This window comes from Mesorhizobium sp. WSM4814 (assembly GCF_055811595.1).
The window spans coordinates 21,355-39,866 of record NZ_JBVVQT010000005.1; the positions used below are offsets into that span (position 1 = coordinate 21,355).

An 18,512-nucleotide genomic window follows, 5' to 3' on the forward strand; every position below is an offset into this window, starting at 1 on the left:
AAGCGAACAAAATTCGACCTGGCCTTGGCAATATCTGGGCTTCGAACAAGCTGATACATCAGAACAAGGAAATGCCATGGCGAGCGATTCCCGTGCCCACGATATCCTGTCGCGACAGGCGGAACTGGAGAGCGAGCGCAGCCAGTATGAGGCTGTCTGGGAGGCGGTGTCGGAATTCTGCGACCCCGACGCGCCCGATGTCTGGAGTGGGCGCCGGGGCGCGGAACCGCAGGCCGAGCGGCACGAGCGGCGCGGCGCGCGTGTCTACGCCAACACCATCAACTCGGCCGCCAACCGGCTGGCCGCCGGGCTGGAAAGCCTGATCATCCCGCAGTCGGAGAAATGGCACGGGCTGTCGACCGCCGCCGTGAACGACGAGGAGAGCGAGGAGGAGAAGGAATGGGCGGAGGCGCTTCGCGATTTCCTGTTTGCGCTGCGCTATTCGGCCAATTCGAATTTCGTGCCGGCGACGCAGGCCTGCCTGCGCAACGTCGTGCGCTATGGCCCGGCCTATCTCTACGCCGAGGAGGGCTTTGGCGGCACGCTGATCCGCTATGCCTCGATCCCGGTGGTCGAGGGCTATCTCTGCCGCAACCGCTGGGGCCAGGTCGACATTTTCCACCGCCGCTATGAGCGCACGGCACGGCAGGCGGCGCAGCTGCTCGGTTATGACAAGCTGCCGGCGCGGATTAAGATGCTGGTCGACGACCCGGCCAAATGCGAGACCAAGATCTCGCTGATCCAGTGCATCCAGCCGCGCGACGAGCGCAAGATGTACCGGCTCTCCGGCACCTACCAGTATCTCGACACGGCGTTCGCCTCCTACCACGTCGTCGAGGACGAGGAGGTCATCGTCAGGGAGAGCGGTTTCCGCTCCTTCCCGGTGTCCTGCTTCAACTGGCGCCGCCATGAGGGCGACCCCTATGGCATCTCGCCGACCATCGAGGCGCTGACCACGGTGCGCGAGGAAAATGCGGTGCGCCGCTCGGGTCTCAGGGCGCTGCAGCAGATCACCGATCCGGCGACCGCCTCGAAAGCGCGGCTCGACTATGTGCCGGTGCTCAATCCCGGCGAGAACTATCCCGGCCTGATCGACGACAATGGCCGGCCGCTGATTGCGCCGATCGCTGTGGGCCAGAACCCGACCCATGCATTCGACTACGCGGAAAGCCGGGCCGAGGAGATCCGCGACATGATGTTCGTCAACCTGTTCCAGACGCTGGTGCAGAACCCGCAGATGACGGCCACCGAAGCCTTGATCCGGCAGGAGGAGAAAGGCGCGCTGCTCGGGCCCTCCGGCTCGATCATCCAGGCCGGCTTTGCCGCCAATCTCGACCGCGAGCTCGGTATCCTCGAGGACAAGGGATTGTATGAGGAAGACAGCCGCTTCCTGCCGCCGGCGAGCCTCGCCGGCAAGGCGGTGCGGCCGACCTTCACCGGTCCGCTCGACGTGCTGCGCCGCTCGGCCGAGGCGCGCGACACCATCCAGGTGGTGACCACGGCCATGCAGATGGCGCAGTTCGACCCCGGCGTCATGGACAATATCGACGGCGACGAGGCGCTGAAGATCGTGCAGAGCGCCGGCCGCAGCCCGCAGCGCATCTTTCGCCGCCAGGACGAGGTGGCTGATATTCGCGATGCCCGAGCCAGGGCGCAACAAGCGCAGGCCGGCATGGCGGCGATCGCCGCCGCCGGCAAGGTTGCCAGGGATGCGGTGCCGGCGGCGGTCCAGGCGCGCGACAGCGGCCTGCTCGACAGTCTCAGCGGGCTGATGCCGCAGGGCGGCGAGGGCGGCGCATGAGCGGCAAACGCTTCGCCCATTCGCGCCAGGCCGGCGGCCCGGCCAGGGCGCAGGATGCGCTGACCAGGGCCTATCTCAGGGTGTTCTCAGGCCAGGACGGCGAGATGGTGCTGGCCGACCTGTCGGCGGCGACCGGCTATTACCGCCGCCCGTCCTATGGCGAGTGGCTGGCCAAGACCAAGACGCCGAACGGCTTCGAGCTGCACAGCGCGCTGAGCAACGCGCGCGCCGAAGTGGTGCAGCACATCATGGGGTTTTTGACACTCGACGAAGCGCAACTGGCGGCGCTGGAGAAGGCGGCGCGGTTGGAGGGGCGGTAGGGGTGAAGCACCGCCATTGGTGACGCCTTCTCCCCTTGTGGGAGAAGGTGGATCGGCGCGAAGCGCCGAGACGGATGAGGGGTGCTGAAAGAAATGAGGCGTTGGTGATCGCACCATCGATCCGGTGTTCAGGCGCGGTCGGAGACAGAGGTATTCGTCAAGCTGGAACACCCCTTATCCGGCTGCTTCGCGGCCACCTTCTCCCACAAGGGGAGAAGGGAAGACCAGCGCCGGGGCTTCGTCTCAATAATCGCCGCGGTAGTAGCGGTCGTCGCAACGGGCGGTGTAGATGCGGCCGTAGCGGTCCTGATAGCGGCAAAGCTGTTCGCCGCGCCGCTGTGGCGTCGTCGCGCTGCCGACGACCGCCCCCAGCAGGGCGCCGCTGGCTGCGCCGATAACCGTGCTCTTGGTGTCGCGGCCCAGGGCCTGACCGACGAGAGCGCCGCCAGCGCCGCCGACCAGGGCCCCCGTGGTGGCTCTTTGCTGCCCTTCGGTCTGTGCACATCCTGCCAGCGCGGCAGTCACAAGCAGGGCGGCAATGGCTTTGTACATGGTCATCGTCTGATACTCCGTTGAAGCCTATGAACTAATACACTGGCTGGTTTTGCCAAGTGTTTGCCAAGTGCGGTTGCATTGCGGCGGAACCGCGGCAACCGCTTGTCACGAAATGCGACATGGTTTCTTTCGTCTTGACGGTGCGTGCCGCCGGTTCTGAAAGATCGTACTCGAACAAGACGATAGGGCCAGGTTCTGTCGAAAAGAATCAGGCTGCGGCCACAACGATTCCGCCGGCTCCAGCCGATCCTTCAACAATCCAATAACACGACTGACTGAACTGGCCAGTGCTCGTTTCCATTTGCAAACAACAAGAAGGAATCTTTCTCATGACAGATCTGGCAGACGCCGGGTCCGTGGTGGCGTCGCCACCGGCGGGCAACCTTGCAGGGCCACCGGCCGCCGGGGACAACGGGTCCGCCCCGCCGGCCGGCAAGAGCTGGTTTGACGGTCTTTCCGAAGGCAACCGCAAGCTCGCTGAAACCAAGGGCTGGACCAAGCCTGAAAGCCTCGACCGGGTTCTCACATCCTATGCCGAGCTGGAGCGGCAGCAGGGCGAAAGCCTGCGCATTCCGGCAGCGGACGCAGCTGCGGAAGACTGGGACAGGTTCCATGCCCGGCTGCCTGAGGCGATGCGCCCGCTGACATCGCCCGACAAGGTCGAGTACAGGCGCCCTGACGGGCTCCCCGAAAACTTCGCCTATTCGGACGAACTCGCCAACGCGTCCAAGGCGTGGGCGGTCGAGGCCGGCGCCACGCCGAAGGTGGCGCAGGCCTATCACGACCGCTTCGTCGGCTACATGGCCGAACAGGCCAAGGCGCAGCAGATCGCCGCTGCCCGTTCGGTCGAGGCCACTCACGACGACCTGGTCCGGGACTGGGGACCGACTGACAGCGACGGCTTTCGCCAGCGACTGGAGGTCGCCAACCGGGCGATGAAGAAGCTCGGCCTGGTCGATGCCTACAAGGCGAAGGGCATCCTCCTGCCTGACGGCGCCTTGACCGATCCGCAGATCGCCAGGGCGTTCCAAGCCATTGGCGAGGCGATGTTCAGGGATGACACGATCGACGGCGGCGCAGCCTCGAACGGAGGCAATCCGTTCAAGCGCAACGCCGCCGGCGAACGCAACCTGACCGATATCTCGGCCCTCGTCAGAAGCGACCCCGTCCGCGCCCGGCGGCTGGCACGCGAGGCGGGCGAAAACCCCGACCTGTGGATACCGAACAATCCCCTTTGAAATAGGGCAACCGCATCCGAATGCCCCCTCATCCGGCCTGAAGGGGCGCAGCCGTCAATCAAACTGAAGGAAAGAAAAAATGGCAGACGCCTATACCCGCATCGCGGACGCGATCGTTCCGTCCGTCTACGCACAATACTCATTCGAGGAACACGTCCAGTCGCTCGAGATCTACCAGGCCGGGATCCTGTTTTCCGACCCGACCATCGCCTCGAAGCTCTCCATGGGCGGGCGTTCCGTCGACATGCCAGGCTGGAAGGATCTCGGCAACGATCCGTCCGAGCCGGTCAATGACGATCCGGCCGACTCGATCGAGATGAAGAAGATCGGCGCGCGCCGCGAGGTCGCCGCCCGCAATGTCCGCGCCCAGGCGTGGGGTATTCCGGACCTGACCTCGATCCTGGCCGGCGACGACCCGCAGAAGCTGATCGTGCGCCGCCAGACCGACTACTGGCAGCGCGCCAACAAGCTGACGCTGCTCGGCATCCTGAAAGGGGTGGTGGCCGACAACCTTGCCAATGATGCCGGCGACCTCGTCCGCATCACCGGCGCCTCCATCGTCGACACCGACATCATCGAGGCCGCCTATCTGATGGGCGACCGCGCCGACAAGTTCAAGACGATCTGGATGCACTCCAAGCAGATGAAGGCGCTGAAGCTCGCCGACCTCATCGACTATGTGCCGCTGTCCGAGCAGGGCGGGCCGCTGATCCCCTACTATATGGGGCTGCGGGCCGTCATCGACGACGACATCCCGGTCGCCGCGGGCGTCTACACGGCGTTCATGTTCAAGGACAAGGCAATCCTGTGGAACGAGCTGCCGGTCAATACCGAAGGCGGGCCGCTGGAGTTCGACCGCAAGCCGCGCCAGGGCCATGGCGGCGGCGTCACCGAAATGGTCGCCCGCCGGCATTTCGTCCCGCATGTGCCCGGCACCCGCTTCCTCGACGCGTCGACGGCTGGCGAATTCGCCACCGATGCCGAACTGGCGCTGGCGGCGAACTGGGACCGCACGGCGTCGAGCGTCAAGCACATGACGTTCATCGCGCTGAAGACGACCGAGGCCTGATGAAGCAAGGCGAGGGCGGGGCGTCAGAGTCCCGCCCCTTCTGGACACCGGGTCGGCCGATGTGCGAATCCCAAAATCACGCGCCGTGCTGCCCCAGAATTGTTGTTGTTGCACATTGATCAATCGCCGCCACCAAACGGTTACACAAGCGGGCGATGCTGCCTTGTCTTTGCGATGGAGGGTAACCATGAATATGACCTACAAGGCAGTTCAGGATGTGCTTCGAAAAGCCGGCATTGTCATAAGCAAAAAGGGCGAGCTTCACCGCATCAACTTCTTCAGCGGCCTAGAAAACACCGCCTACTACACGACGAGCCTCGAGGATGCGCTTGAGCGCGGTTTGGCAATGGCGAGAGGCGCCGAAAGGTTGCCAGCAAGCGCGTTTGCCAAGTCGCGCGGGCGGCCGACGAGCGCACACTTCGGCTGACGCCGCAGGATGTCATCGCCGCGTTGCGCGGCGATGTTGTGAAATAATATCACGTGGCGCACGCTGGCAATTTTCCAGCGGTTGCATTCCTTGGCGCCCCCCTCTGTCCTGCCCTCTTTGCCAAAATTTGGCATCTCCCCCACTTGGGGGGAGATCGGTAGCTTCACCGACAACGCGCCCTTTACTTCAACGTTGGCGATTGGCGAAAGCCAATGCGACATCCAATCTCCCCTCGTGGGCCTCGTGGGGAAGATGCCCGGCAGGGCAGAGGGGGCGCGACGGATCGCGACCTTCCTCACAATCCCACCCCACTCATGTCCTGCTTTTCCCGATCCACACAGACGGAGGCCTAAAACCATGGCCATCACCCCGCTCGACATCGCCAACATGGCGCTTGGCGTCCTCGACGAGGCGCCGGTCGACAGCCTTGATCAGGATGTCAAACCGGCCCGCCTGCTCAACCTGCATTTCGACCTGACCCGCGAGGCGGAGCTGATGAAACATGCCTGGGTGTTCGCAATCCTGGCGGCCGCCGTCGCCGGGTCCGATACCGGCAGTGGCGCGGGCACGCTGAACTTTGCCTATGAATTGCCCGTGGACTGCCTGCGGCCTTTGCCGCTGACCCACAATGGCGAGCCGGATGGCGTGCCGATCGCGTGGCGCCGGAAGCCGGCTTGATCTATTCCGACCAATCGAGCCCGCTGATCATCCGCTATATCGCCAACCTCACCGATCCGAACGACTGGGACGCGACGTTCACCGAAGTGCTGGTTGCAGCGCTTGCCGTCAAGATCGCGCATCCGCTGACCCACAAGGCGGGCATGATCGACATCGCCCGCAGTGCCTATAGCGCGGCGCTGGACGCGGCGTTCCACGCCAACGCCATCCAGCGTGGCGGCAGGTTTTCAACGTCGTCCTGGGCGGTCCAGCGCGGCGACAACCGGTTCAGGCGCGCCTGATGACGATGCTCTATCCCATCCAGGACACCTTCGTCCGCGGCGAAATCTCACCGCGATTGCACGCTCGCGCCTCGCTCGACCTATACAGGGCCGCGCTCTCCCGCTGCGAAAACTTTTTGACGCTTCCCCATGGTGGCATCCGGAAGCGCGGCGGTACCTATTTCTGCGCCGAGGTGAGGGATTCTTCCAAAGCGACGCGGCTGATCCCGTTCATCTTCTCGGCGGACCAGGCCTATGCGCTCGAATTCGGCGATCTCTACATCCGCGTCCATGCCTATGGCGCCCGCGTCGGGGTGGTTGAAGTGGTGACGCCATACCTGGAGGCTGACCTGTTCGACCTGCAATTCGTCCAGTCCGCCGACCAGATGTGGATCACCCACAAAAACCACCTGCCGCAGGTTCTCACCCGCACGGCGCACACCGCATGGACGCTGGCCGAGTTCGTCTTTCTCGACGGCCCCTATGACGACATCAACACAAGCGCGACCACGCTGACGCCGGCCGAGACAGGCGCCGTTCATCCGGCGATGACCAGCAATACGCTGCCAACCGGCACCGCTGCATCCAGCGCCGGCACCGCATATCTCGCGTTCGACCGTGACAACAAGACAGTCATAACGTTCGGTACGACCACCGGCGACGTGTCCTATGATTTTGCAGGCACCGCGACAAAGGTGTGCGACGGTTACTGGATACAGACTAGGGCGAACGGCGGCTCCAGAGCACCGGTGTCATGGGATTTCCAGGGCTTCGATGGCACCAACTGGATCTCGCTTGACAGCCGGACGGCGGAAACCGGCTGGTCGCGCGGCGAGGTGCGGTTTTATGAGTTCCAGAACGAGACCGCCTATCAGTCCTATCGGATAGTGCTCAACGGATCCGAAGGCGACGACAACATGGACATAGCCGAGATGGGCTGGCACGAGGATGGCGATACACAGACGCCATTCGATCTCACGGCATCCTCGATCGTCGGCATCAATGACGGCACCGGCTTCCAGACCAGCGATGTCGGCCGGACCATTCGCTTGCTCGGCTCGGATGCCGTCTGGCGCTGGGCGCGCATCACCAGCCGCAGCAGCGCGACCGAGGTCAAGGTCAGGCTGTATGGGCATGCGCTGCCCAATCTCAGCCCGATCGCCCGCTGGCGCCTCGGCACCTTCGTTCCCGGCAAATATGTCCAGAGCGGTTCGCTGTACGAGGAGCGCCTGGCCTTCAGCCGAAAATTTTCCGTCTATGCCTCGGCAACCGGCGATTTCGAGAATTTCGCCACCGGCGAAAAGGACGACGACGCGCTTGAATTCGTCCAGGCCGGCGGCGGCCAGGCCAACGATATCACCTGGATTGCGGAATCCGACGGGGCGCTGATCATTGGCACCCTTGGCGGCATCCGGGCGCTGTCGGGCTCGGGCATCGACGAAGCGCTGACGCCGTCATCGTTCAAGAACCGCCGCTCCCGCACCTTTGGCTGCGCGCCGCTGCGCCCTGTCGACGCCGGGCAATCGTTCCTGTTCGTCACCAGGTCGCGCAAATCGATTGCAGAACTGACCCAGAGCGCGACCGGCAAATTCACCTCGGAGGATGTCGGGCAGGTTTCCGAGCATATCCCGAAGCAGGGTGTCGTCGAACTGGCATTCCAGACCGATCCCGACCCGCTGCTGTGGTTCCCGCTCGATAATGGCGAGTTGGGGGGATACACGCACCAGCCTTCGCAGGAAGTCCGCGGCATGCACCGGCATCGCATCGCCGGGTATTTCTCCGGTTCCGCGTTCTCAGATTCAGCATGGGGAATGGTCGAGAGCGCCGTGGTGACGCCGGGGCAGGACGGCAATGACGATCTGTGGCTGATCGTCAAGCGCACCATCGGCGGCGCCACCAGGCGTACTATTGAAATCAAGTCGGCGCCGTTCGAATATGGCGAGATTGCCGACGCATTTGAGGTCGATAGCGGTCTGACCTACAGCGGTGTGGCTACAGGAACGGTCACAGGGCTCGATCATCTCAACGGCGAGACGGTCGATGCCCTGGCGGATGGCGTGGTCTACAAGGGCCTTGTCGTGGCTACTGGGGCGGTTTCCTTGCCTGGTGGTGCGACGGCCGCCAAATGGCAGGTGGGCCTGCCGTATGAGGCGGGCGCCGACACGCTGGAACTCGATGTCGGCGGCAGGGATGGCTCGATCGTTGGGCGGCGCAAGAAAGTCGCCAAGGTCATTCTGTCGCTGTTCGAGACGGATACGACCGGGCTGGAGATTACTTCCATGCAGCGTGGGCGGTGGGAGCCGGTTCGTATTCCCTCTGTCGTGACCCCTGACAGTTCGGCCAACCTGTTCACCGGGAACGTGGAAGTGCCGATCGACGATAGTTGGGAAGGGCAGGGGCGGGTGAGAATCCGCCATACCAACCCGACACCGTGCACCATCCGCGCGATCACGCCGGTGTTCGACAGTGAGGCGTAGTTCAAAATTGCCGATCTCCCCCTCAAGGGGGGAGATTGCGCGCTCAGCCCTTCCATCACTCCCTTAAAAGGACCCCGCTTCGATGACCCCATCCCCGCATGCCGAAGCTCTCGGCAGGGCGCGGACGGCTGCCGATTTTGCTGCCGTCATCGCCTTGCTCGACAGCGACCTCAAAACTGCTGCCGCCCGCGAACAGGAACTGGAAAAGGCCAAGGGTCGTGCGATGTTCGGCCGTGGCGACCTGGCGGCGGCGCGCATTGCGCTCTCCGAGGCCAACGCCGTCGTTGCGCTGCTGGAAAAAACCCGTGAGGCGGCGAACGAGCGCCATGCCGCCGCGCAAAGCGAAGACTGCGTCGACATCGCAGCACTTGCCGACGAGATCAGGGCAAACGCCGCTTCCCTCGACGAGCGCTGGCGCATGGCCCACTGGCTGGTCGAGCAGCTGCGCCAGCAATTGTTCGACGCCGATGCCTTGCGCGGTGCCGTCGCCACCGTCAACAGCCAGCTCGACGCCGCCGGCGTCGCCAACCTGAAAATCAACCCGACCGCCGTCCGGCGCGCCGCCGTGACCGGGCCGCGAGCGACAGCTCCGGATCGTCTCAGCGCGGCAGCGATCCAGGCCGACAGACTGCTTTTGTCGCTGCTCAGCCCCGGCGGCGCGCTCGACCCGCGACCGCCGCTTGGCGCGCCGGTCGGAGGCATCGCGGGTCGATATTCGCTGCGTGGCCGAGGCCGCGGCTGACCATGTGCACGCTTGCCCTTATCGGCACGGCTCTCTCGGTCGGCGGCGCGCTGGTCGAAGGCCAGCAGTCGCGGCAGATGGCCGACTATCAGGCCAGAGCCTATGAGCAGCAGGCGCAGGCCGACGCGCAAGCCGCCGCCTTCGAGCAGGCCCAGGGACGCCACAAGCAGGATCTGTTGCTGTCGCAGGCGCGCGCCCGGGCCGGCGCCTCGGGCGTCGCCCTGTCAGGCTCACCGAGCGAGGTGCTCGCCGCCAATGCAAGGCAGGGCCAGCTCGACATCAAGGCGATCCAGTACGGCTCGCAGCTGCGCCAGAACAATTTCGCCACGCAGGCCGCGATCTCGCGCTTTTCCGGCAGTCAGGCGGCGGCTGCCTCGATCTTCAGGGCCGGCGGCAATCTCGTGTCCGGCCTTTCCGGGCTGTACGACCCGAAGAAAGCGGTGACGTTCGGCAACAGCGCCTTTGCGCCGGCGCCGGGCGGAGGGCTTTACTGATGGCGACCATCCCCCTCCAGCTCGCCCAGCGCCGGCTCGACAGCGGCAGCGTGGTTTCCTATCCCGACAGCTCGCCGGTCGGCGCCGCGATGCAGGGCTTTGGCGACGAGCTCGCGGCCGTCGCCGAGCGTTTCCGCCAGCAGAAGCAGCAGCAGGACGCGTTCGACGCCGAGGTCATCGGCCGCGAGCTGAACGGACAGATCGCCCAGGCCGAGAAAGAAGCGATCCAGAATGCGCCGGCCGACGGCCGCGGCCTGCACGACGCCATGTATGGCCAGGCACGCAACGGTGTCGTCAAGCCCGGCCTGTTCGACAAGATCTTCGACAGCACCGTGCCAAAAATGCCGGAAAGTGAACGCGCCAGCTTCATCAGGCAAAAAGAGGCGATGAGATTGGCCGGGTCGGCGCGCATGGCCGCACAGCAATATGCGCGCCGCCAGGACTATGAGCAGGCCGAATGGTCCAAGGCGCAAGCTACGGAGCTCAATGCCATCGCGCAGAGCGACCCGGACGACACCGCGACGTTCGAGGCGATCAGGCAGGGCGGGTTCGACTTCATCGCCAAGATGGGCAACCCGGTCGCCCGGCAGCTGGCCGAAACCGGCTGGCGCAGCAACACGGCAAAGGCGCTCGCCCAGGCGATGCTCGCCAAGGACCCGAAGCGCGCTGCCGAAATGCTGGGTGCGCCGGCCGCGCAGGCCGGTGGCGGTGAAACCACAGGCGCTGAAGGCACTGATCTGTCGGCGGAAAACCCGAATGGGCCCGCTTCGGGCGACGACCGCCTTGCTGATCTGACGCCCGACGACAGGGTTGCGCTCGCCCGGCTGGCCGGCGTCTCGGCGACGCAAAACTGATGTCGGCACCGGCGACTTGGCCAGGTTCTTCTTGTTACCTGGCCTGTTGCGTTGCCGTTGGCCCGCCGGCATCTTTAATGGCTTCTTCATGTTAGTGGGCTTTTTTATGGGAACCTCGCAGGCATGGGTCCAGGGCGACAAGAGCGACGGCGGCCTTTCTTACAACACAGACTTGTGGTTCTGGATTTGAAATTCCCAAGCGCTGATGCGATCATTGGCAAATCCACCTCGCCCATCCAGGCTTCTCAGATGAAGGACTGACCCTACCTTGTTGCGCCTAGATTCTTTTCCGATGCTGGCAAGGATCGTTTTTCCGATCACGTTGGCCGGCGTTCTCCTGCTCACGCTTCTGCCGGCGCGGTTCTTGCCGGACCTCGGCACGGCCGTCACGCTTCACGACGACAAGCTGCAGCACGCCATCGCCTTCGCCGTGCTGGCGGCCCTGGGAAGCCTCGGTTGGCCGGAACACAGGACAAGGCTGATTGTTCTCCTCGCCTTTACCGGCGCGGCGATCGAGGTGCTTCAGGGCGCGCAACTGATCGGGCGCGACCTGGATGGGTTCGACTGGGTTGCCGACTGCGCCGGCATGGCGTTGGGACTGACAATCGCCGGGACAAGCAGGCGCGTCGGCAAGCGCGTCGGCGGATTGCCGTAGGTCGTCACCCCAAGGCGAAGCAAGGAACGAAGCGACGCGGCGCAGACCTTGGGAACCATGTCGCGACATCAACCGAGCTGCGGCGGTTCAGGATAAAAGCGTTCCGTAGCGATCCTTCGCGCCCCCCTCTGTCCTGCCGGACATCTCCCCCACGAGGGGGGAGATCGGCCGTCATCTCCGCTTTCGCTAACCACCAACCTTGCAAAAAGGATGCTGCCGATCTCCTCCCGTGTGGGGGAGACGCCCGGCAGGACAGTGGGGGCGCTGTCCCTCGGCGATCAAAGGTTCTGCACCGCAGCAGTGCTCCGATGTTACGGAATGGATCCCAGGGTCTTCGCCGCGTCGCTTCGCTTCTTGCTCCGCACTGGGATGACGAAGGCGCGGCCGCCAACCGTCGATGTGCCATGGACCGCGCGTCCCGCGCCCGCTGAAAGCACTTTCAAGCCTCGCTTCGCGGGGCTTTTTTTCATGGAGCAAGCCTGATGGCCCGACCCGCAACTGCCGCCGTTCGACTTCTGACCGGGGAACGCGAACCCGTGCGCCTGGCGACCACGGCCAGCATCCTGCTGCATCGCCTGCAGACCATCGACGGCGTGCCGGCTGAGGTCGGCGACCGCGTGCTGGTCAAGGACCAGGCCGACCCGACGCAGAACGGCATCTACACGGTGAGCGAAGGCGAGTGGTTCCGCGCCGCCGACGCCCGCACCGCCCGCACCTTGCAGAGGGGAACGACGGTTCACACCCAGATCGGGTCGGTCAATGCCGGCCGGGTGTTTGAATTCAGCGCCGACGCGCCGGTGGTGGGCAGCGATGCCATCACCATTGCCCCGTTCGTGCCGCCCGATATTTCGCAGGTGGTCGGTGCGGTGGTGACGCTGCGCGATGAAACGCAGGTGCTGAAGCATGCCACCGAGGCCAGCGCCGGCCAGGCCGCCGCCAGCGCGTCCACCTCCGCTGCCAATGCCGGACAGACCGCCGCCGATGTCGCTTCCACGGCGGCCAACCTAGCCGGCGCCCAGGCGGCACGCGACGCGTCGCTGTATGGCAAGGGCATCTTCCCGACGATCGTAGCCGCGATCGGCTTTGGCGTGGCTGGCTTCAGTGCCCTGGTCGGCGGCGCCGGCGGCACGGACGGCACGTTCGATCTGGCGTTTACCGGCGGCGCCGGTTCTGGCGCCGCAGGACGCTTCGTTGTCGCTGGCGGTGCTCTGACGATGATCCTGATCACGGCACCCGGTTCCTACACGGTCGCGCCGAGTTTCAGCTTCGCGGCGTCTGCGGGACTGGCCGGCGCAAGTGCGGCGGCGGTTTTGGGCCGGAATGTTGAAGTTGGTGAATACTTCTGGACCGAAATCAGCGATGGCATCCTTGGTATGTACACCGTCGCGGTCGGGCCGGTTGCCGTCGAGACCGGTGTTCGCACGTCGGCAGCGGAAGTTGTCGGCTTGATCGGGTCGCGGACGGTTGGGCCGGTCCTGATCACGGGCTCCGTCGGCGGCACGGCTGTTACCAATACCAGCGCCTATTATTGGCCGGGCTCTCTGTCGGCTGTCGATGAGTTTCTTTCGAGCCTAGAACTAGGCTTCGGCGCCGGGGCAGGAACAATCCATATCGTAATTGCCCAGGTCGAGGGCGATGGCACTTTAACTCTCGTCTCGCAACAAACCATCCCTGTCGTTGCCGGCCCGTCTTCCGTCAACTCGGGTCTCTCGATCCTGAAGCCAGCCGGCAGTGTCATGGGCCTGCAACGGACAGGAGCCGGCACATGGTATTATACGGCGGGGTCCATTCCGAACGGCGAAAGCAAGTGGTTCACGGCGACGGCTCCTACGTCACACACAGCCAAGACCGTCGACTTTGTCAATGGTCCGCAATGGAAAGCCACTTTCACGGGCGAAGTCGGCACAAAGGCGCGTGCAGCCTACGACACCGCAAACGATCTGGTAGACATCGTCGGCACTGAGCAGGTGGTCGGCTGGCCGAACCTGGTCAACACCGGCACGAATACCCCGGCGAACTACAGCGTCGTCATGCAAACGCCAGCGCCGGCCGATGGTTACATCACGGAAATCGATGTCGGTGCCAGCGGGGCCGGCACGGCCAACATTCACGTCATCCACTACAATGGCGATCTAACCGTCAACGTGATCAGCACGCACCAGATCGCGTTGGCCAATGGTGTGAGCGAAATCTCCCTCAGCATACCGATTGCAGCGGGGCAGTATCCGGCAATCAGCGGCGGCGGCTACAAGTTTCAGAACAGCGTCAACCCGCAAGGCATTCCCGCATGGATCAGGTCCGGCGTGCTGTCGAACGGCGCTGTTGTGGCATCATCGACCCTGCACCGCTATGAGGTTGCGTTCACGATCAAAACTGGCCTCATCGCCGACGCTGCGCGGGCTCTGACAGGCGGCACACAGAACACCGGCATGAACCTGCTGGCGGACGCCGACCCGAATGGCGTCGTTGACGCGACCGCAATCTTTGCCTCGGCCGCTGCTGCCCATCCAAACCTGTATGTGCCGCCCGGCAGCTTCGCGTTGACGGCTATGCCTAAGTCGGGTGACGGTTTTTGGGGACCAGGAAAGCCGTTCGTCGGCGGCCGGAGGTTCTTCGTTCCGGCCCGCCCGTCGCTGTTTAATCTCTATGATGGCTTCCGGGCCAAGATGGCAGAGCATATCGCCAACAACGATGTGCTCTGCTTGATCGCCGATAGCATCGGTCATTGGGCGTTGGCCAGCAATGGCCCGGCGCATTGGTTTAATCGAGTTACCCAATTTGCCAATCTCGGCATTGCCGATGACGAGCCGGGCATGACGGCGCTGCGGCCAAGCTCCACCTACACGCCGGCCTTCTATGGCGTTGCGACCAGCGGAACCGTCTCGACGGGAACGCGCGGGCCAGTTGGCGAAAGCATCATCCTTGCGGATGGCGCGTCCTTGGCGTTCACTGGAGCTTATGAACAGGTCGATGTCCACTACACCCGGGACGCCGGTCAAGGTTCGCTTGCCTTCGCTTTCGACGGTGGCGCGGCGTACAAGACTGTCAATGCTGCCGGCGCTCTGGCGCTCGATCAATATTCCGGCCCGTCGCTGACGGGGCAGGCCGTCAGCGGCAATTACACACTGACGGCGATAGGCGGCCCTGTCGAAATTACCGGGCTTATCCGTCTTGGAATTAAGGTGCCGGGATCGCGCCCTCGACTGCGCTCACTGCGCGCCGCGCATGGGAGCTATACTTTCGCGTCATTTAATACGGCGCGTCTTACCTCGGCAATCGTTCAAGCGAGCTATGCTGGCGGCAAGATCGTTCCGATTCTCGCACTTGGCATCAACGACAGTTTTGGTACCGCGCCGGCTACGATTTCCACGAACATCGCTGCGGTGCTTAATACGCTGGAGGCAGCTGCCGCACCTCGCATCCTTGCGATGCCGCCGACCCGCCCGTCTTCGGCCTGGAATGGTAGCTACACTGGCGGGCGGACTTACGACGCGGCGCTTGGCGCTATCCGCCAGACATACCGGTCACGAAACGTGCTGACGATCCCGATTGATGGTTTCGATTACATCGACGCTGGAGCCTATCAAGAGGGGCTTCACTTCAACGACGTCGGCCATGACAGCAACGCCTTGCGCTTCATCGAATATGTCGCGGAGAGGGGATAGGCAGATGGCACAGGCAATTCAGCACAAGGGTGAGACGGTACCAAACTCCGGGAAGGCGAGGAGTGGGTCGTTGTCGGCACCAAGATCGAGCGGAATGGGCTACCTCACGTCGACACTGTACATGTCGGACGAGCTGCATCCGAATGCAGCCGGCGCCATGCCACCTATGACGCCGAATGCCTGCGTCAAATGGTGCGTCGGGGTCTCTTCGATGCCTAGACTGAAATGGTGGCGTGTGGCAGATGTTCGCAAATGCGTATCTTCTCCACCATTCTCGCTGTTCGCCGCCGCTTTTCGTCTTGGATCGCCACAGGCGCCGCAAGGGAGAATGCCGTCATCGGGCAGCGCACGAAGTTCGGTGCCGGGGCGGAGATCTTCAACATTCATGGCGACAGGTCCCGGGTCTCAATCGGCGCGGACAGCCATCTGGACGGACATTTGCAGGTCTTTGCCCATGAGGGCCGGATCAATATCGATGACTGGTTCTACCTTGGTCCAGGCTCGACGATTTGGTCATCGGATCCGGTGGGGATCAAGATCGGCAAACATGTCCACGTCTCGTGGGGGGTGGCGATCCACGATACCAACTCGCATCCCATGGACCCGCAGAAGCGTTTTGCGCAGATGCAGGCCATCTTTCGCGAAGGCCACCCGCGCGTCGACCCAGGCATCCGCTCAGCACCGATCACAATCGGAGATGATGTCTGGATCGGCAACAGTGCCATGATAATGAAGGGTGTCACGATCGGCGACCGGGCGATAATTTCAGCCGGCTCAATCGTACGGTCGGACGTTCCGGCCGACGCTTTGGTGCGGCCGGACCGCGACCTGGTGAAATGAAATGATGCCTTCGCTCATCAATGAGCGTCGTCCCATCCTAGAGCGCCAACCATTCGCTTGCGCCAAGGCGCGGGCGAATGGCAACGGCTAATGGCGGCTGTCTTGCGGCTTGTTGTGAGGCTGGCTGTTCGACCACCAGACAAAATACAGCGAACCCACCTTCATGACCGGCACGCGGCGCTCGCGTTCGCGCCCCCGCAATTCGCGATAGACTTTTACCTTCAAGGTGCCGCCCGGCAGTTTGATGCGCACGGCCATCGGTTCAACTCCGCTGTGCAATTCAATGATGATGTGCGATGCAGCAATTAGAGAACTTCCCCAGCCGAAGAGTCAACCGCCGATGCGCGCGTTTGTTGGCTTGACCGGAAGGGTTCAAGCGCAGCCGCCCGAGGACGGCTTTTTTCGGGCCGTCAAGGCGCTGCCCGAGATCGGTTTGGATCGTCGTCGGGCTGGTCGTTCAACGGACGCGGCCGGTTCGACCACCAGCTGAAATACAGCGAGCCCAGCTTCAGAACCGGGATGCGGCGGGCGCGCTCACGCTCGCGCAACTCCCGATACACCTTCATCTTCAAGGTGCCGCCCGGCAACCTGATACGCACTGCCATTGCTCCCAACCCCCGTTGTGCAATGCAGCGACTTAGAGAGCTTCCGTGGCGGAAGAGTCAAGGGCTGATCGTTGATTATTTCCGCGGCTGTTTTCCGGGACCGGCTTGAGCGGGAGAATGGTGAATGGTGAATGGTGAATGGTGAATGGTAGTAGTGAGTAGAGCACCTTCTTCACTATTCACTATTCACCCACTCCCTTTGGCGGCCGTCCGGACGGACGATCCGAAATGCTGCTCGGCCACCAGACGATGAAATAGTCTCCAAGCCGCCAGACCGGGACCTGGCGCTTCTGCTCGCGGCGACGCAGCTCGTCCTTTTTCTTGATCTTCAGTGTCCCGCCCGGAAGCCTGATCCTGATTGTCACGCGCCCTCCGCACCTGTTCCCATGGGGTATGAACGGTTCATGCGAGCAGTTTATTCCGGCTAAGCGGTTTCCATGCCGATGGCAAGACGGATCGAGCTGTTCTCAACTGGTCAATGCCGTCAGTTGAAGAAATTCGCCATGCCCTGGAAGGCCAGGAATGCATAGACGATCGGCCCGGCTATCAGCCCGCAATAGAGGCACAGGATCACCGCCAGCGCGACAAGCAGCGGCTTGTCGCGGCCGACCGCGCAGAGCTCGGCCTTCACCGTCCAGCGCGCCGTTCCTTCGTCTTGCGACATCGGCAAATCCCCACAGTTTGGGGCCATTTCACACAATCGCCTGCAAACATCAACCGGGCGCCTGCAAACATCAACCGGGCGCCTGCAAACATCAACCGCCTGCAAACATCAACCTGGGAAAGGACAAGACCATGGACATGACGTTCAAGGGCGCCGCCAGGCGCCTCGACGATCTCGATCTGCCAAGACTCGGCGCCAGCATCGGCGTCGGCGAAGACGAGATCCACGCCTTTCTCGATGTCGAAACCAGCGGGCATGGCTTCGACGCCCAGGGCCGGCCGGTCATCCTGTTCGAGCCGCATGTGTTTTACCGCAATCTGGCGGGCGCGGCTCGGGCAAAGGCGGTAGCGGCCGGCCTTGCCTATGCCAAATGGGGCGAAAAGCCGTATCCCCGCGACAGCTATCCGCGCCTGAAAGCCGCCTGCGCCATCGACGAGACGGCGGCGCTCAGATCGGCGTCATGGGGGCTCGGCCAGGTCCTCGGCGAGAATTTCAGGGCGGCCGGCTTTCTGACCGTGCAGGCAATGGTCGAAGCCATGATGGCGGACGAGGCGCTGCAGCTGGCGGCGGCGGTCAATTTCATCGCCGCCAACCGGCTCGACGGCAAATTGCGCAAGCATGACTGGGCCGGCTTCGCCAGGGGCTACAACGGCGCATCCTATGCGAAGAACGCCTACGATATCCGGCTTGCCGAGGCGTTCCGCAAATGGTCCGGGATCAGGGACACGCCGCCCCCTCCGGCGCCGGTTCCGATCCCGCAGCCGCCGCAACCGAAGGGTTTCACGCCCGTCAAGGCAGAGCCGGGCAAAACCGGAGTGCGGCGCGGGCCGTTGTCCGGACCGTTTTCCGGATCGTTGTCCGGATTATGGGCCGCAGTGCTGGCTCCGTTGGTCGCCGCAATCCTCTCCTTGTTTCGAAAGGCCCCCTCCCTGTTTCGAAAGGTAAAGCCATGAACTGGTTCAATACCAACGCCGCGCACAATCTGATCAATGTGCTGATCCTGCTGCTCACCGGCCTGGTCGGCTTCGACTGGACGCTGTTCGGCATCGACGCCGCCCTGGCGCTAAAAATCACCGGGGTGCTGGCCCTGCTCAAGATCCTGATCAACGTCGTGCGCGACGGCGTCGCCGGCCTCGTCAGAAACCAGCCTGCCGTGGAGGGCAATTGA

General features: G+C 63.5%; 21 protein-coding genes. 16 read left to right on the top strand and 5 right to left on the bottom strand.

The window, feature by feature from the left end; translation table 11 throughout:
• Window positions 1-76: 76 nt before the first annotated feature.
• A complete protein-coding gene (locus AC0L2V_RS10560; RefSeq protein WP_091599014.1) occupies window positions 77-1,801 on the top strand; it encodes a portal protein in 1,725 nt (574 codons plus the stop codon).
• Complete coding sequence (locus AC0L2V_RS10565) at window positions 1,798-2,121, top strand: Bbp19 family protein (RefSeq protein WP_473520042.1); 324 nt, start codon at window positions 1,798-1,800, stop codon at window positions 2,119-2,121. The genes AC0L2V_RS10560 and AC0L2V_RS10565 overlap by 4 nt, the downstream gene beginning before the upstream one ends.
• A gap of 243 nt (window positions 2,122-2,364) precedes the next feature.
• Here the strand turns inward: AC0L2V_RS10565 and AC0L2V_RS10570 are convergent, their stop codons facing one another.
• The gene (locus AC0L2V_RS10570) at window positions 2,365-2,679 is read right to left on the bottom strand and encodes a YMGG-like glycine zipper-containing protein (RefSeq protein WP_027154393.1); all 315 of its coding nucleotides are present in this window, start codon (window positions 2,677-2,679) and stop codon (window positions 2,365-2,367) included.
• A 326-nt stretch (window positions 2,680-3,005) separates the two neighbouring features.
• Here AC0L2V_RS10570 and AC0L2V_RS10575 point away from each other — a divergent pair, with 326 nt between their 5' ends.
• The 12 genes from AC0L2V_RS10575 (at window position 3,006) to AC0L2V_RS10630 (ending at window position 16,075) form a co-directional block, all read left to right on the top strand.
• On the top strand, window positions 3,006-3,914 hold the full coding sequence (locus tag AC0L2V_RS10575; RefSeq protein ID WP_473520043.1) for a hypothetical protein: 909 nt from the start codon (window positions 3,006-3,008) through the stop codon (window positions 3,912-3,914).
• A 79-nt stretch (window positions 3,915-3,993) separates the two neighbouring features.
• A complete protein-coding gene (locus tag AC0L2V_RS10580) occupies window positions 3,994-4,983 on the top strand; it encodes a Coat protein (protein WP_473520044.1) in 990 nt (329 codons plus the stop codon).
• A 187-nt stretch (window positions 4,984-5,170) separates the two neighbouring features.
• Window positions 5,171-5,410: a hypothetical protein gene (locus AC0L2V_RS10585; protein WP_473520045.1), complete on the top strand. Its 240-nt coding sequence runs from the start codon at window positions 5,171-5,173 to the stop codon at window positions 5,408-5,410.
• A gap of 357 nt (window positions 5,411-5,767) precedes the next feature.
• Window positions 5,768-6,088: a phage connector family protein gene (locus tag AC0L2V_RS10590; protein ID WP_473520046.1), complete on the top strand. Its 321-nt coding sequence runs from the start codon at window positions 5,768-5,770 to the stop codon at window positions 6,086-6,088.
• Entirely contained in the window at window positions 6,085-6,369 is a 285-nt protein-coding gene (locus tag AC0L2V_RS10595) for a hypothetical protein (protein ID WP_473520047.1), read from the top strand. The genes AC0L2V_RS10590 and AC0L2V_RS10595 overlap by 4 nt, the downstream gene beginning before the upstream one ends.
• Complete coding sequence (locus AC0L2V_RS10600; protein ID WP_473520048.1) at window positions 6,369-8,825, top strand: phage tail protein; 2,457 nt, start codon at window positions 6,369-6,371, stop codon at window positions 8,823-8,825. The genes AC0L2V_RS10595 and AC0L2V_RS10600 overlap by 1 nt, the downstream gene beginning before the upstream one ends.
• 82 nt (window positions 8,826-8,907) lie before the next feature.
• Complete coding sequence (locus AC0L2V_RS10605) at window positions 8,908-9,567, top strand: hypothetical protein (RefSeq protein ID WP_473520049.1); 660 nt, start codon at window positions 8,908-8,910, stop codon at window positions 9,565-9,567.
• A gap of 2 nt (window positions 9,568-9,569) precedes the next feature.
• Window positions 9,570-10,061: a hypothetical protein gene (locus AC0L2V_RS10610; protein WP_473520050.1), complete on the top strand. Its 492-nt coding sequence runs from the start codon at window positions 9,570-9,572 to the stop codon at window positions 10,059-10,061.
• Entirely contained in the window at window positions 10,061-10,915 is an 855-nt protein-coding gene (locus tag AC0L2V_RS10615; RefSeq protein WP_473520051.1) for a hypothetical protein, read from the top strand. Before AC0L2V_RS10610 ends, AC0L2V_RS10615 begins: the two co-directional genes overlap by 1 nt.
• 292 nt (window positions 10,916-11,207) lie before the next feature.
• A complete protein-coding gene (locus tag AC0L2V_RS10620) occupies window positions 11,208-11,570 on the top strand; it encodes a VanZ family protein (RefSeq protein ID WP_287346608.1) in 363 nt (120 codons plus the stop codon).
• Window positions 11,571-12,052: 482 nt separating this feature from the next.
• A complete protein-coding gene (locus AC0L2V_RS10625) occupies window positions 12,053-15,235 on the top strand; it encodes an SGNH/GDSL hydrolase family protein (RefSeq protein WP_473520052.1) in 3,183 nt (1,060 codons plus the stop codon).
• 252 nt (window positions 15,236-15,487) lie between these two features.
• Window positions 15,488-16,075 carry an acyltransferase gene (locus tag AC0L2V_RS10630; RefSeq protein WP_167366550.1) on the top strand — a complete coding sequence of 196 codons (588 nt, stop codon included), beginning with the start codon at window positions 15,488-15,490 and terminating at the stop codon, window positions 16,073-16,075.
• Between the two features lie 87 nt (window positions 16,076-16,162).
• On the opposite strand, the gene AC0L2V_RS10635 is transcribed toward AC0L2V_RS10630, so the two are convergent.
• From AC0L2V_RS10635 to AC0L2V_RS10650, 4 genes are all read right to left on the bottom strand, one after another.
• Entirely contained in the window at window positions 16,163-16,333 is a 171-nt protein-coding gene (locus AC0L2V_RS10635) for a hypothetical protein (protein WP_023798595.1), read from the bottom strand.
• A 152-nt stretch (window positions 16,334-16,485) separates the two neighbouring features.
• Window positions 16,486-16,680, bottom strand: coding sequence for a hypothetical protein (locus tag AC0L2V_RS10640; RefSeq protein ID WP_473509311.1), 195 nt, complete (start codon window positions 16,678-16,680; stop codon window positions 16,486-16,488).
• A gap of 182 nt (window positions 16,681-16,862) precedes the next feature.
• Window positions 16,863-17,045: a hypothetical protein gene (locus AC0L2V_RS10645; protein ID WP_023798597.1), complete on the bottom strand. Its 183-nt coding sequence runs from the start codon at window positions 17,043-17,045 to the stop codon at window positions 16,863-16,865.
• Window positions 17,046-17,164: 119 nt separating this feature from the next.
• Window positions 17,165-17,344, bottom strand: coding sequence for a hypothetical protein (locus AC0L2V_RS10650; RefSeq protein WP_091599061.1), 180 nt, complete (start codon window positions 17,342-17,344; stop codon window positions 17,165-17,167).
• A gap of 131 nt (window positions 17,345-17,475) precedes the next feature.
• On the opposite strand from AC0L2V_RS10650, the gene AC0L2V_RS10655 reads away from it, so the two are divergent.
• Together AC0L2V_RS10655 and AC0L2V_RS10660 are read left to right on the top strand one after the other, a co-directional pair.
• A complete protein-coding gene (locus tag AC0L2V_RS10655) occupies window positions 17,476-18,297 on the top strand; it encodes an N-acetylmuramidase family protein (protein WP_473520053.1) in 822 nt (273 codons plus the stop codon).
• A complete protein-coding gene (locus tag AC0L2V_RS10660) occupies window positions 18,294-18,512 on the top strand; it encodes a hypothetical protein (RefSeq protein ID WP_023798600.1) in 219 nt (72 codons plus the stop codon). The genes AC0L2V_RS10655 and AC0L2V_RS10660 overlap by 4 nt, the downstream gene beginning before the upstream one ends.

Coding starts and splice junctions, on each gene's coding strand:
- AC0L2V_RS10560 (WP_091599014.1), top strand. CDS start 77: ATGGCGAGCGATTCCCGTGCCCACGATATCCTGTCGCGACAGGCGGAA.
- AC0L2V_RS10565 (WP_473520042.1), top strand. CDS start 1,798: ATGAGCGGCAAACGCTTCGCCCATTCGCGCCAGGCCGGCGGCCCGGCC.
- AC0L2V_RS10570 (WP_027154393.1), bottom strand. CDS start 2,679: ATGACCATGTACAAAGCCATTGCCGCCCTGCTTGTGACTGCCGCGCTG.
- AC0L2V_RS10575 (WP_473520043.1), top strand. CDS start 3,006: ATGACAGATCTGGCAGACGCCGGGTCCGTGGTGGCGTCGCCACCGGCG.
- AC0L2V_RS10580 (WP_473520044.1), top strand. CDS start 3,994: ATGGCAGACGCCTATACCCGCATCGCGGACGCGATCGTTCCGTCCGTC.
- AC0L2V_RS10585 (WP_473520045.1), top strand. CDS start 5,171: ATGAATATGACCTACAAGGCAGTTCAGGATGTGCTTCGAAAAGCCGGC.
- AC0L2V_RS10590 (WP_473520046.1), top strand. CDS start 5,768: ATGGCCATCACCCCGCTCGACATCGCCAACATGGCGCTTGGCGTCCTC.
- AC0L2V_RS10600 (WP_473520048.1), top strand. CDS start 6,369: ATGACGATGCTCTATCCCATCCAGGACACCTTCGTCCGCGGCGAAATC.
- AC0L2V_RS10605 (WP_473520049.1), top strand. CDS start 8,908: ATGACCCCATCCCCGCATGCCGAAGCTCTCGGCAGGGCGCGGACGGCT.
- AC0L2V_RS10610 (WP_473520050.1), top strand. CDS start 9,570: ATGTGCACGCTTGCCCTTATCGGCACGGCTCTCTCGGTCGGCGGCGCG.
- AC0L2V_RS10615 (WP_473520051.1), top strand. CDS start 10,061: ATGGCGACCATCCCCCTCCAGCTCGCCCAGCGCCGGCTCGACAGCGGC.
- AC0L2V_RS10620 (WP_287346608.1), top strand. CDS start 11,208: ATGCTGGCAAGGATCGTTTTTCCGATCACGTTGGCCGGCGTTCTCCTG.
- AC0L2V_RS10625 (WP_473520052.1), top strand. CDS start 12,053: ATGGCCCGACCCGCAACTGCCGCCGTTCGACTTCTGACCGGGGAACGC.
- AC0L2V_RS10630 (WP_167366550.1), top strand. CDS start 15,488: ATGCGTATCTTCTCCACCATTCTCGCTGTTCGCCGCCGCTTTTCGTCT.
- AC0L2V_RS10635 (WP_023798595.1), bottom strand. CDS start 16,333: ATGGCCGTGCGCATCAAACTGCCGGGCGGCACCTTGAAGGTAAAAGTC.
- AC0L2V_RS10640 (WP_473509311.1), bottom strand. CDS start 16,680: ATGGCAGTGCGTATCAGGTTGCCGGGCGGCACCTTGAAGATGAAGGTG.
- AC0L2V_RS10650 (WP_091599061.1), bottom strand. CDS start 17,344: ATGTCGCAAGACGAAGGAACGGCGCGCTGGACGGTGAAGGCCGAGCTC.
- AC0L2V_RS10655 (WP_473520053.1), top strand. CDS start 17,476: ATGGACATGACGTTCAAGGGCGCCGCCAGGCGCCTCGACGATCTCGAT.
- AC0L2V_RS10660 (WP_023798600.1), top strand. CDS start 18,294: ATGAACTGGTTCAATACCAACGCCGCGCACAATCTGATCAATGTGCTG.